Source organism: Bacillus sp. YKCMOAS1, assembly GCF_030268125.1.
Classification (GTDB): domain Bacteria; phylum Bacillota; class Bacilli; order Bacillales; family Bacillaceae; genus Bacillus; species Bacillus safensis.
In genome coordinates, this window is the sequence record NZ_BSEI01000001.1 from 200,341 (window position 1) to 213,407 (window position 13,067).

General features: G+C 41.8%; 14 protein-coding genes. 6 read left to right on the forward strand and 8 right to left on the reverse strand.

The features are described from left to right. Positions 1 to 72: 72 nt before the first annotated feature. Complete coding sequence (gene fumC / locus QSJ46_RS01115; RefSeq protein ID WP_024423418.1) at positions 73 to 1,467, reverse strand: class II fumarate hydratase; 1,395 nt, start codon at positions 1,465 to 1,467, stop codon at positions 73 to 75. A gap of 89 nt (positions 1,468 to 1,556) precedes the next feature. Then, complete coding sequence (locus tag QSJ46_RS01120; protein ID WP_003213147.1) at positions 1,557 to 1,724, reverse strand: YvzF family protein; 168 nt, start codon at positions 1,722 to 1,724, stop codon at positions 1,557 to 1,559. Between the two features lie 112 nt (positions 1,725 to 1,836). Here QSJ46_RS01120 and QSJ46_RS01125 point away from each other — a divergent pair, with 112 nt between their 5' ends. From QSJ46_RS01125 to QSJ46_RS01140, 4 genes are read left to right on the forward strand one after another with little or no spacing between them, the layout of a single operon-like run. Further along, positions 1,837 to 3,261 carry a spore germination protein gene (locus tag QSJ46_RS01125; protein ID WP_285604160.1) on the forward strand — a complete coding sequence of 475 codons (1,425 nt, stop codon included), beginning with the start codon at positions 1,837 to 1,839 and terminating at the stop codon, positions 3,259 to 3,261. Then, a complete protein-coding gene (locus tag QSJ46_RS01130) occupies positions 3,248 to 4,342 on the forward strand; it encodes a GerAB/ArcD/ProY family transporter (protein ID WP_047202420.1) in 1,095 nt (364 codons plus the stop codon). Before QSJ46_RS01125 ends, QSJ46_RS01130 begins: the two co-directional genes overlap by 14 nt. After that, a complete protein-coding gene (locus QSJ46_RS01135; RefSeq protein ID WP_285604161.1) occupies positions 4,339 to 5,460 on the forward strand; it encodes a Ger(x)C family spore germination protein in 1,122 nt (373 codons plus the stop codon). The genes QSJ46_RS01130 and QSJ46_RS01135 overlap by 4 nt, the downstream gene beginning before the upstream one ends. 37 nt (positions 5,461 to 5,497) lie before the next feature. Next, positions 5,498 to 5,866, forward strand: a complete 369-nt coding sequence (locus tag QSJ46_RS01140) for a hypothetical protein (RefSeq protein ID WP_039181321.1) — start codon at positions 5,498 to 5,500, stop codon at positions 5,864 to 5,866. Positions 5,867 to 5,908: 42 nt separating this feature from the next. Here QSJ46_RS01140 and liaR read toward each other — a convergent pair whose 3' ends face one another. From liaR to QSJ46_RS01170, 6 genes are all read right to left on the reverse strand, one after another. Then, positions 5,909 to 6,544: a two-component system response regulator LiaR gene (liaR, locus tag QSJ46_RS01145; RefSeq protein ID WP_024423423.1), complete on the reverse strand. Its 636-nt coding sequence runs from the start codon at positions 6,542 to 6,544 to the stop codon at positions 5,909 to 5,911. Continuing rightward, positions 6,541 to 7,605 carry a two-component system sensor histidine kinase LiaS gene (gene liaS / locus QSJ46_RS01150; RefSeq protein ID WP_047202418.1) on the reverse strand — a complete coding sequence of 355 codons (1,065 nt, stop codon included), beginning with the start codon at positions 7,603 to 7,605 and terminating at the stop codon, positions 6,541 to 6,543. Before liaS ends, liaR begins: the two co-directional genes overlap by 4 nt. Continuing rightward, positions 7,602 to 8,393, reverse strand: coding sequence for a cell wall-active antibiotics response protein LiaF (gene liaF, locus QSJ46_RS01155; protein WP_185847158.1), 792 nt, complete (start codon positions 8,391 to 8,393; stop codon positions 7,602 to 7,604). Before liaF ends, liaS begins: the two co-directional genes overlap by 4 nt. A gap of 3 nt (positions 8,394 to 8,396) precedes the next feature. Continuing rightward, on the reverse strand, positions 8,397 to 9,266 hold the full coding sequence (liaG, locus tag QSJ46_RS01160; protein ID WP_047202417.1) for a LiaG family protein: 870 nt from the start codon (positions 9,264 to 9,266) through the stop codon (positions 8,397 to 8,399). A 104-nt stretch (positions 9,267 to 9,370) separates the two neighbouring features. After that, positions 9,371 to 10,039 carry a stress responsive protein LiaH gene (liaH, locus tag QSJ46_RS01165; protein WP_047202416.1) on the reverse strand — a complete coding sequence of 223 codons (669 nt, stop codon included), beginning with the start codon at positions 10,037 to 10,039 and terminating at the stop codon, positions 9,371 to 9,373. 15 nt (positions 10,040 to 10,054) lie between these two features. Next, the gene (locus tag QSJ46_RS01170; protein ID WP_047202415.1) at positions 10,055 to 10,447 is read right to left on the reverse strand and encodes a hypothetical protein; all 393 of its coding nucleotides are present in this window, start codon (positions 10,445 to 10,447) and stop codon (positions 10,055 to 10,057) included. A gap of 225 nt (positions 10,448 to 10,672) precedes the next feature. Between QSJ46_RS01170 and QSJ46_RS01175 the strand changes: the two genes are divergently transcribed. Then, positions 10,673 to 11,467, forward strand: a complete 795-nt coding sequence (locus QSJ46_RS01175) for an AraC family transcriptional regulator (RefSeq protein WP_047202494.1) — start codon at positions 10,673 to 10,675, stop codon at positions 11,465 to 11,467. A 275-nt stretch (positions 11,468 to 11,742) separates the two neighbouring features. After that, on the forward strand, positions 11,743 to 13,047 hold the full coding sequence (locus QSJ46_RS01180) for an NtaA/DmoA family FMN-dependent monooxygenase (RefSeq protein WP_285604162.1): 1,305 nt from the start codon (positions 11,743 to 11,745) through the stop codon (positions 13,045 to 13,047). Positions 13,048 to 13,067 lie beyond the last annotated feature (20 nt).

Below are 13,067 nucleotides of genomic sequence, written 5' to 3' on the forward strand. Positions count from 1 at the left end.
TAAACATTCTCAAATGTAGCTCACCTCATCACTTCCCCAAATAAAAAACCAGGGGCAGCCGCCCCTGGTTTCTTATTTTGCTTTCGGTGTCACCATTTCTTCTGGTTTCACAAATTGCTCGAACTGCTCCTCTGTTAGCAGCTCTAATTGAAGTGCTGCTTCTTTTAATGTTAATCCTTCTTTGTGAGCAAGCTTAGCAATTTTCGCTGCATTTTCATATCCGATGTGCGGGTTAAGTGCCGTCACAAGCATCAATGAATTGTTCAAGTTTTTCTCAATTGTTTCTAGGTTTGGTTCGATTCCAACTGCACACTTGTCATGGAATGAGTTCATGCCGTCAGCAAGTAGTTCAACTGATTGCAGGAAGTTATAAATGATGACTGGCTTGAATACGTTCAGCTCAAAGTTTCCTTGGCTTGCCGCAAAACCGATTGTGGCATCATTCCCCATGATTTGTGCTGCAATCATAGTTAAAGCTTCACTTTGAGTTGGGTTGACTTTTCCTGGCATAATAGAGCTTCCCGGCTCATTTTCAGGAATGATCAATTCGCCAATTCCACAGCGTGGGCCACTTGCGAGCCATCTGACATCATTGGCAATTTTCATTAAATCAGCTGCAAGTGCTTTTAAGGCACCGTGTGCATACGTAATTTCATCATGGCTTGTCAGCGCATGGAATTTGTTTGGTGAAGAATTGAATGTTTGACCTGTCAGCTGGCTGATTTCCTCAGCAACATATTGACCGAACTCAGGATGTGCGTTAATGCCTGTACCAACAGCAGTTCCGCCAATGGCTAATTCTCTCATTTTTTCAGTTGATTCGAGAATCATTTCTTTTGAACGGTCCAGCATGTATACCCAGCCGCTAATTTCTTGGCCTACTGTCAGCGGTGTTGCATCCTGCAAGTGCGTACGGCCGATTTTCACAATCTCTTGATACGCTTTTGCTTTCTCATCAAGAGTTGTTCTTAACTGGTCAATAGCAGGCAACAATTTTTTGTACACAGCTAAAACAGCTGCCACATGCATAGCCGTTGGGAATGTATCGTTTGAGCTTTGGCTGCGGTTAACGTCATCATTCGGGTGAATGCTGAACTCACTATTTTTATCTTTCAAATAAGCAGTTGCTCTATTTGCAACGACTTCGTTCATGTTCATGTTACTTTGTGTTCCACTGCCTGTCTGCCAAACAACAAGCGGGAAATGCTCGTCATACTTACCGCTGATGATGTCATCACATACAGCAGCAATGGCTTCTGCTTTTTCGCTTTCAAGGTTGCCAAGACGCTCGTTGGCAATCGCTGTGCTACGTTTCAAAATTGCAAACGCATTCACAACTTCCTTTGGCATTTTCTCAGAACCGATTTTGAAATTTTCTTTGCTTCGTTGTGTTTGTGCACCCCAGAACTTGTCCTTCGGCACTTTGATTTCGCCCATTGTATCTTTTTCGATTCTAAATTCCGTCATTATGTATCCCTCCATAGCTTCTCATCACTCAACTCTATTCTATACAAAAAACGAAAATCCTTTAAGCGTTTTCAATTAAAATTTTATCTTTATTTTAATTTTAGTTCAATATAAACGCGAACATCCTTCGAATATTTGTATTTTGGGTTCGTTTTTCCGTAGTCCTTTGATGTATATGTCACCTCATAATGCTTGTCAAACGACTGTAGAATACGGTCGATCTCCTCTTTTGTTCCTGCTAAACGAATCTGTGCCATCTTATTTCCTCCAAAACCCTCATTCTTTCTTTTACCACAAAATAATGTAACACAGAATATTGTTTTTTCAAGCAGGTAATGCTAAGAAAAAGATTTGAGGCGGGTGATCCGAATGAATCAAACTCCATTAAAAGAGCACTTATACGATAACCTCTCCGTCATCCTTCCACAATTAAAAGAAATGGACGACTTGGTTCATGAGAAAAAAACGCTACCTCACGGACTGGTTGTTTACTATTTATACATAAAAGAAATGAACGAAACGATGGAGATTCAAACCTTTTTAAAGCTGCTTCTCCAAGATCATACGTCTCTCACAAAAGAGAAGCTGGAATCCAATTTATCGATGATGACCACCCGTTCGGTAAAGACTTCTGAGGAATTGGTCGCTGCGATTTTTGATGGGCATTGCGTGGTACTGATTAACGGGTTTCAGCATGCGTACATTTTAGAAACGCATGGAACGAAGAAACGCAGTATAGGGGATGCTACCTCTGAAACAGTTGTGAGAGGACCGAAAATTGGCTTTATTGAAGATTTAAATACGAACTTAGCTCTTGTAAGACAGCGCTTGAAAAATCCCAATCTTAAAACCGTCGACATGAAGATTGGTCAAAAAAAGTACACCCAAGTGACCATCATGTACATTGACGGTATGGCTCAATCGTCTGTTTTAAAAGAAGTGAAAAAACGGCTCAAGCAAGTCACCATTGATGATATACAAGATTCTGGTGTTCTTGAGGAACTGATTGAAGACAATGTGTACTCGCCTTTCCCGCAAGTCCAAAACACAGAACGGCCGGATAAAGTGGCATCTGCTTTAAATAATGGACGTGTCGCCATTTTTGTTGATCATTCACCTTTTGTGTTAATTGTACCTGCTTCTCTCGCGACGATTATGCAATCACCTGATGATTATTATGAAAGGTGGATCGCCGCCTCTCTCATTCGGATGCTGCGGTTTACCTCTATCTTTCTGACCTTATTTTTATCAGCCATTTATATTGCGCTTGTGTCCTTCCATCAAGGACTTTTACCAACAACACTGGCTATTTCGATCTCAAGTACAAGAGAAAATGTCCCATTTCCGCCTATTGTGGAGGCACTCATTATGGAAATAACGATTGAACTGCTGCGGGAAGCGGGTTTAAGGCTGCCAAATCCGCTCGGTCAAACGATTGGACTTGTAGGTGGAGTTGTCATCGGACAGGCGGCCGTTCAGGCTCATATTGTGAGCTCAATCATGGTGATTATCGTCAGTGTGATTGCCCTTGCGTCCTTTACTGTTCCTCAATACGGGATGGGCATGTCGTTCCGCGTGCTCCGGTTTGTGTCTATGTTTACGGCAGCTACTTTGGGTTTATATGGGATTGTGCTGTTCATGCTCGTGCTCCTTACTCATTTAACACGGCAAAAAAGTTTTGGTACGCCTTATTTTTCACCAGATTTTGTGTTCAGCTATAAAAATGAAGACAATTCCATCATTCGATTGCCTTTGAAAAATCAAAAGAAAGGAGAACGATATGGTCAATCATAAAGAGTCGATTACCAGCTATCAGGCAAGTGCGATTATTGCCAATACAACATTAGGTGCAAGTATGATGATTCTGCCAAGAGCAATGGCTCAAGCTGCAGCTACACCTGACGGCTGGATTGCGCTCTTACTCATGAGTGCCATTTACATTGTATTTATTTTTGCGAATGTCCTTATGATGAAAAAAGTCCCTTTCTCCTCTTACTATGATTATACAAAGGAGGGGCTTGGAAAGTGGATTGGTGCTCTTGCTAACATATTGATTATTATTTATTTTCTTGGCGTTGCCAGCTATGAAGTACGGGCGATGTCGGAAATGGTGAGGTTTTTTTTACTTCAAAACACACCTGTAGCGGTGACAATGATCAGCTTTATTTTGGTTGGCCTTTATCTCGTAGTCGGCGGGATTGGTGATTTTGCCAGACTGTGCCCCTTTTTCCTCATTGTCACCTTGATTATCTTATTTGTTGCATACGGACTCAGTGTTCAAGAATTTAAGTTAGATAACCTCCGGCCTGTTTTAGGAGAGGGTTTCTCCCCTGTCTTCAAATCCCTTAACGCATCAGCCATTTCGTTTGTTGGCATTGAAATGATACTGTTTATGCCTGCCTATATGAACACGCAAAAACACACCTTTGCTTATGGCGCAGTCGGCTTTTTGATTCCTGCGATCATCTATATTTTCACCTATATTCTTGTCGTTGGTGCGTTCACGGTGAAAGAAACAGCGACTTTGACTTGGCCGACGATTGCCTTATTTCAATCGTTTGATATACAAGGAATCTTTATTGAGCGAATCGAATCCTTTTTGCTCATCGTTTGGCTTGTTCAACTTTATACGAGCTTTGTAGGATATACGTTTTTTGCTGCAATGGGGTTATCAAAACTCACAAAATTCCCCAAAAAGATCGTGCTCGCGCTGATGGGAATTGTCATTTACTTTGCCGCCATTTTCCCAAAGGATGTTGATACAGTACGTGATTATTTAACGTATGTGAACCATTTATTTTTCCTTTTATTCGGTATCCTCCCGTTTCTCTTATTTATCATCGTGTTTTTGAAAAGGAGGCGGAAAGCAGCATGAAAAAGAAGACAGTCTTTGCATTACTCGCCCTTGTTCTATTAAGTGGATGCTGGGATAGTACCAATATTGAAGAACTCAACATGGCGATTGGTTATGGCTTAGATAAAGGAGATGACGGTCATAAGCTGAAAATATCTATGCAAGTCCTTGTGCCTCAAAAAATTGAACAAGAATCCAGCGTAAAAGACCCAACAAAGATTATTGAAACTAGCGGTGATTCCGTGCATCAAATATTCCGAACAACGACTCTCAAAAGTCACCGTATTTTCGCCCAGCAGCTGAGGGTGTATTTATTTTCTGAGGAGCTTATCAATGAAAATAATTTCGACCTCGTCATCAATCAATTTATTCGCGACAATGAAACGCGGAGAGGAAGCCTTGTCTTTATGACCGCTGAAAAGCCTGGAGACTTGCTAAAAATCAATGACGATGGGCAGCCTGCTTCTTCTACATTATATGATATTTCTGGGAATACAAAATCGACCATCCGTATGTTAAAGCCTGTTTCATTAGGAGATATTTCTACTGCTATGCAAAACAACGTATCTTTTGCTGTTCCGAAAGTCAGTGTGGATCAAGGGAAATTAATACTCGACGGTGCCTCTATTATTAAAAACAAACGATTTCTCACCGACATCTCTCCGTTAGCCGTGCAGTCATACAACCTATTGACAGGGGAAGGAAAAGGCGGAGTCATTGAATTTAAATATGACCACAGCATCTATTCTTATGAAATATTTAAACTGAAACACAAAATTGAAACGAAGAAAACAGCCAGCGGAAGATATCAATTTGATGTATCCGTAGAGCTTGATGGAAGATTATCTGAGGATTGGAATGAGCGTGAGAATGCATTTAATGAGAAGTATCTTCAAGAGATTGAGGGTGCAGTGGAGCGTCAATTAAAGAAAACTGTAAAAGATTTCATTGGGGAATTACAGCATGAGATCAAAGCAGATATTTGCGGGTTTTCTCAAAAAGCGAGTATTGCGTATCCGAAGGATTTTCGAAAAGAAGCGAAGCATTGGGATGAGATTTTTAGTGAATCGGACATTCGTTACAAGGCAAATGTGAAAATCCGTGACTTCGGGACTAAGGGCGCAACACAATCTTTATAGAGTATGTTAAAATGGTAAGAAAAAAAGGGTGTCAATCATGAAACGAGCTTTACTTTCGGCCGGCATTCTATTTTTGATTCTAGGGATACTTCTGTTAATCGTTGTATTCATGCAATCAAAAGAAGATTTCTTCATTGAAGCCGACAGCTTTTCAAGCACATTTTTGATCGTGGTTTATTATGGACAAACCCCTGCGCTCCTTCTGTTGGGAGGCGGATTATTCGTCGGACTTTCACAGATCATTGATTTGCAGGAAAAAAAAGCGGCAGCAGCAAAGGAGAGCGTAAAGCTTTTATCCGAAATGAAGAAAACCCTGGAAGAAAAATCGGCCAAGGAGCAGGAGGCTTTTCCAGTTCCTGAGCTCCATCAACTATCCGAACGTCCGATCACAGGACAGAAGGACTAATTTTACGCATGTTCTAGCAGCTTTCACTTGAAAGCTGTTTTTTTATTGAATCAGCTTATGGCGGTGGGCATACACAGCCGCTTGCGTTCGATCTTCCACATCAAGTTTGGAAAGAATGTTGGTAATATGGGTCTTCACCGTTTTAATTGTAATAAATAATTCCTCGGCAATGACCTTATTCGATTTCCCATCCGCAATCAGCTTCAAGATCTCCATTTCTCTTGCTGTTAATGAATCGTGAAGGATAGACCCATTTGATGAATGACGGAGTTTATTCATGACCTTTCCAGCCACTTTCGATTCAAGTCTTGGTTCGCCGATACTTGCAGATCTGATAGCATCCGCAATTTCTCCTGCCTTGGATGTTTTTAATAAATAGCTTAAAGCACCCGCCTCAATCACAGGATAGACTTTATCATCATCAATAAAGCTCGTCAGAACAATGATCTTCGCATCTTCAATTTCCTGACAAATTCTTTTCGTTGCTTCGATGCCATCCATCCCTTCCATGACAAGATCCATTAAAATCACATCTGGCTTTAATTCAACGGCTAGCTCTACACCTTTTTGTCCATCTGACGCTTCACCAATGACTTCAATATCAGCCTGCGCCTCTAAAAAGGCCGCAAGCCCCATTCTCACCATTTCGTGATCGTCGATTAAAAGCACTCGAATCATCGAACGTTCTCTCCTTTTCCTTCATCAAAAATGGGAACCTTCACATCAATTTGTGTGCCTTTTCCCTCAAATGACATAATCTCTGCGACACCGCCTACCTCACTTGTTCTTTCTCGAATCGATTCAAGTCCGTAGGAGGCCGTCTTCACATGTTCTGTTTGAAAGCCGATACCATTATCAATAATCTTTAGCTGCACTTGCCGGTTTCTTATGAGCAGGCGCACTGTCACCTTTGTCGCCTTTGCATGCCTAAACACATTCGACAGTGCTTCTTGCACAATTCGGAAGAGGTGGTCCTCTACTCCTTTAGATAACGGAGCATCATCTTCGATTTCCCAATCAATATCAATCGGCTGCTTTGCTTGGAATTCATTTAGTAGCTCAATTAAGCCTTTTTTCAGGTCTTTTCCTTCTAGAGTGATCGGTCTTAGATGAAGCAGCAGAGCACGCATCTCATTTTGTGCATCGCCTGCCATTCGTTCGACAAGCTGCATTTGTTTTAATATCTTTTCGTCCTTTTCCTTCATGCCTTCAAGAATAGCTGAAGTCATCATCGAAATCGCAAATAACTGCTGACTGACCGCATCATGAAGCTCTCTTGCTAGTCGCTGGCGTTCTTCTGAGACGACCGATTTCTTCATTTGAACCTGCCATTCAGCCCGTTCATTCGAAAGCTTTTGCAAAGAGGCTACTTGCCCTTCCACCCGCTTCGCCATTTCATTTAATTGATCGGCGGCTAAGCCAATTTCATCATCGCCAAGCGACGGCAGTCTGTATGCAAAGTTTCCATTTTCAAACTTCAAAATCGACTCTACAAGCTGATCGAGGCGCTTCTTATGCTGATAGCCAAATACACTCCCGGCAAAAATTCCAATCGCAAGACTAACGATGAGTAAAATACAAAAAAACGGTATGCCAAACCAGCGGGTAGAAAGCAGGATCATCGGATCAAGCTGATAATAAAAAAACATGAGCAGTGTCGTCATCGTTACAACACCGAGCGAGATGCCGACTCCAAGACGAACAGATTGCCACTGGATACCTAAATGCAATTTCCTCATAAGTATCTCACATCCACATCTCCGATCAGTAGAGAGATGGAGATTTTCACTTTTCGTTTGCTCTCATCATAATCGTTGGTCATCACATACACTTTACTGCCGAATCCGCTTCTTTTTTCATCTATGATTTTCATATCACCAATCGCGGCTGAAGCACTCACACATACTTCAATATCCTGCGGTACGTAAATATCCACATCGCCGATCAGTCCGCTAATCACGATTGTGCTCTCTTCTTCTGCAATGATCGCCTTTGATAAATCGATTTTAACATCGCCAATAAAACCTGAAATCGTCAAATCACTTAATTGAAACGGCTTTTTCATCAGTCTGACTTCACCGATAAAAAAGTCATGCTCTTTGCGCGGCTTTGTCTGGCTTTTTGTTTTCTTCTGATCGCCCTCTTTTTCAAGATTGACTTTCAGTGAAGGCTTCCCATCGTCTGATGTTTCCTTTTTATCTACATCAAAAACAGGTTTATTTTTCAATAAGCGATAGCCGGCATAAATCAAAAAGGCCGCAAATAAGTAACCTGTTAAACTAAATGTAATATTGAGCAGAAATTTTAAGAAGAGAAAGCCGGCAAAAATATAGGAAACTGAACCGAGCCAACGTTTGGATCGTGAGTGCAGCCAATAACCCGCCAGCGCAAAAAACACAGGCCAAAACAGATCTGCTCCGATCCCAATAATTTTGAGAAATAAATTAATACCAAAAATCACAACAATGATGCCTAATATTTGATTCCTTGTAAAACGCAGTTGACTCGCCTCCTTCCTTTCTTTCATTCATTACCGCAGCTTGAGGTTACCACTTGTCATTTCAATATCGACTAAATGTGTCCCTTTTCCCCGCGTACCTGTAAAGCCTCGACCTTCATTCTCCACTTGATCAAAGTCATACGAGTGATCGACGCTTCCACTTGTTTTTTTCACCTGAACGTTGAAATCTCCGTCATCTGGCAAATTAAATTTCGCGCTCCCTGATGTCATCTGAAAGGAGACAGGTGACTCAATTGTATCAAAACTTGCCGTCATTCGGCCGCTTGTCATGCCCAATTGCAGTTTGCCTTTTACATCATTAATATCGGCACGCCCTGAAGTTGCCCCAATATCACTATCCTTCGCATCGATGTGCGATACTGCCATCCTGCCAGAGGTTGCTTTGATTTCTACATTTTTTGCTGAAAAATTCTCGGCTGTGAGGTTTCCACTCGTTGATTTGAGTATCACATCTTGAAGGGACAGCTTTCCTCCTCCGTCAATCTCACTGACGCCGCTTCCACCCGTAATCTTCACATTTTTATGATAATCTGTTGGAATTTTAACTAAAAGCTCTCCTTTTTCAAATTGAGTGAAAAACAAGAAGCTTTTATTTTCAGCACGAATTTTGAAGGTACCACCTGTTTGCTCCGCATACATTTTCCCTTTTCCATTGACAGCAGTCACGGAAATATCAGAACGATTTTCAGGTTTTACCTTCACGCGAAACCCAGAAAGAGAAATATCTAATTGATCAATCTCCTCTGTCTTTGCTGAAGCTGTTGTCACTGGTTTTTCACGGGAAAAACTTAAATGAAAGAGACCTTCATTTTTGAAAAGCATGCCAATCATTAAAAAGATACCTACAAGTATACAAATTAGACCGATTAATCGCTTCATTCATACCATCCCTTTATCTTCTGACCTTTTCATTATAAGGAAAAGCGAAACAGAAAGAAATCAAATATCGGAAGAAAAAGCCTGCTTTTCTTCCGATGTGATCTCTATACGTTTGCTTGCTGCTGTTCAGGCTTTTTCTCGAGCTTCAGCTTCTGCCATTCTTTTTCAACCTCATCGGCATAGTCTAAATGAGCATATGCCCCTTGATCCGCAAATTGTGCATAGCTGCCTGCTTTTGTTTCCATTTCTTCAATACGGTTCTCCATTCGAAGAAACTCTTTATATGCACTTTCACTGTCTACTTTATTGATGGAATCGTTCATATGCTGCTTTGCCTGTGCGGCATTGGCTCTTGCAATCAGTGCCTGTTTCTTGTCTTTTATATCACGCAGCTTCGTTTCTAAGTGCTGTAATTGCTCTTTCAGCTCTTTTAATTGTTTCACAGATTGCTGGTACGCTTCCTGATATTCGTTGTGCTTTTCTTCAAAATACTTCATTTCTGTGAGCGCTTTTCGTGCAAGCTCCTCTTCTCCCGCATGGTATGCAAGCTCCGCCTGCTTCTTTCGCTTTTCAGCAAATGCTTCCGTCTCTTCTGCTTTTCTCAGGAAGCCTTGCTGAATCGTTTGCTGTTTGATGATGGCATGTTTCGCTTTCGCAACATCATCCTCCATATCACGAACGTATTGATTCAGCATGACACGCGGACTCTCCAATTTATCTAACCCTTCATTGACAGTTGCAACAAACATATCTCTTACTCTTCTTAATACCATTTGATGTTCCTCCTTTTATTTTTTCTTTAAAAAGTCTTCCCATTCTTGATCAAATGACGTGTGAATCGGTTCCTCCGTATTGGGTGCCGTGTTTGGCTCCATATAGGCTCTGCTTGATGATTTTTTGGTAGATTCACCACTAATCATCGACCAGCCAAAATAAAGAAGTACCCCTGCAAATGCGATGCCGAGTAAAAACGGCAGGAATTGCACGACGATCAGTACACCAATGACTGCTAGAATGATCCCTGAGGTTTTACTGCCTTTTTCATATTTTTTAACACCTACATAGATGAGCCATGCCCCAATCAAAACCGGAATCAGTCCACCTAATGAACCACCAAAGAAGATGGATAAACCGACAAACAATAAAATTGAACCGATAATGGTTTTACTTGTTATTTTCATCTTCATGCCTCCTTTCTTGCTCCTTGCTTTAACTATAGTCAAAAAAGAAAGCCGGCAAAACGTGTCACAGATTGATCTTTGATTGCGACTAGAGTCGTAACAATGCTCAGACTGAACGGTTGAATCAAACAAAAAACACTCTTCGAAAAGAAGAGTGTTGTTAAACGTATGGTAGAATCACAGAATAAGTTGTATCTAAATCAAGTCAGAGGCAGGTGTCATACATTGATAAATAGAGATCAACTAGCTGACCTATTTGCTAGTTATTCTTTTCACATACAAGAAATCTATCGTTTAGTCATCCAGCCCCATAGTACATTAAGGGAGTTTAAGACAGAAAGTGCTGGCTTTCTTTTCAGTATTCGCGGGGAAGCTAGACTGAATGTCAATGGAAAAAGCTACAATTTGCAGCCAGGGTCCGTCATCCATGTAACACCAGGATGCCAGCTTGCCCTGCAGGTGATCAGTCAATCAGAATACGAGTATCATTCGCTTTTCTATCATTTGGATTGCGATAAGAAATCTGACTGTGACACTGTTTTCAAGCTGGAAACGGGAGCAAATCCGAGAATCATTGAAATACTCACCATGCTCCATCAGAATGTCCATACACCTGGCGGAATGGGGAAACTTCGAGTCAAAGAATTATTTTTACGCATCCTATATCAAATACTAATGGGCTGTAAGCAGGAAGAGAGCTCTCCTCATGAAAGGGTCATTGAGGAAGCCATCGCTTATATTAGAGGACAATATATGATTCCATTAACACTTCAGGATCTCGCTGAACTGTTCGATATGAACCCTAAAAGCTTCTCATACTTTTTCCATAAATATACCGGACTTCACCCAATTGACTATGTCATCCAGTATCGTATGGAAAGAGCGCTTGAAATACTAAAGGCAGGCAATATTTCGATTCGTGACGTTGCTATGACTGTCGGCTATCCCAATCCGCTATATTTTAGCAGACTATTTAAAAAGAAATTCGGAGTGCCGCCTAGCGCATATATCGCTAAATAAATCTGTCGTATTTCTTCTCAAAACGATAGACGCCAGCCTCATTCCTTAAAGGAATTCCACAGCTCTCTATGAAATAACCAGCCTAACTGCCTCAGAAATTGAAGTCGATCAAGATCACCTCTCTTCTGTCAGTCCAGATTAGATAATAATGCATATGATATTCGCTATTTGTGTATTCGCATTTCACGAGGTCCTTGCTATACTATTCAATGATAATGATTATCAATATCGATTATTACTGACTAATAATCAGCAACGACTGGGAGGCAGATGATGTGAACAAAAAAAGGCAGCTTTGTATCGGATTGTCCTTGTCAGCGACCTGGTTGAAGGGAAAAGGCTGGCAGCATCCGAGCAGCATGGTAGAACACTTATTTTCAACCAACTTTTACGTTGAGCTTGCAAAGAGAGCAGAGATGGCCAAGCTTGACTTTCTTTTTAAGCCGGATTCACTGACCCTCCACATAGAGTCATTGAATCACTCCCCTGGCTTTGGCGGTCTTGACCCAACCGTTCTGCTTTCTTCGATTGCTCATGAGACGGATCGAATCGGACTTGTTTCAACCGCCTCGACTACGTTCAATCCTCCCTATATAGTGGCGAGACAGCTTCAGTCCTTGCACTCGATCAGCAATGGGCGTGCCGGCTGGAATATTGTCACTTCGATCGACGGGGCCGATAATTTTAGCCATTCACCCATGCCAACCTCAGAAGAACGGTATAAGAAGGCGATGGAATTTACGGATGTTGTACGCAAGCTTTGGGAGAGCTATCCAAATGAGGCGCTGCTCATCAATCGAACGACAGGACAGTTTGCTGACAAGGAGAGAATTTCTTCTATTCAACATGAGGGTCATTTCTTTCAAATTAAGGGGCCGCTTAATGTGCCGGCTCATCCGTCAGGAACTATTCCTTTGTTTCAGGCAGGTGCTTCGGAAACGGGTCGGGATTTTGCCGCTTCAACTGCAGATGCGATGTTTGCAGCAACCCCTGATATGGCCTCAGGCATTGAATTACGGAAAGACATGAGGAGAAGAGCATGCAAGCATGGCCGCCAGCCGGATGAGATCCGTGTGCTGCCTGGCTTGTACTTTTTTATAGGAAAAACACGTGATGAGGCGCATGAAATGTATCGAGAAGCTCATTCCCATTTAAGCACTGCACAAGGTTATGCAGCGATACAATCGATTCTAGGTCTCGATATTCGTCACCTTCCCTTAGATCAACCCGTTCCTGCCGATATGCTGCAAGGATTGGATGAGCAGGTACGCAGTCAGACTCATGCTGATTTGCTGCGCAGGTTAATTGTACAAACGCAGCCTACCGTAAGAGAAGTACTCTCCAGACCAGAGGTCATTGGATCGGCACACTGGGTCATCGTGGGAACAGCTGAGGATGCACAGAGAGAAATAACCAGATGGTTTGAAGCAGGCGCTTTAGACGGTTTCATTGCTCTTCCGGGCTCATTACAATCACTAGAATTATTTTTTGATGAATTGGTCCCCTTACTCATCCAACATGGCTTATTTAGAAGTGAATATACAGGATCCACCTTACGTGAACATCTGGGGATGAAATAAAGCACGACTACAATAGACAG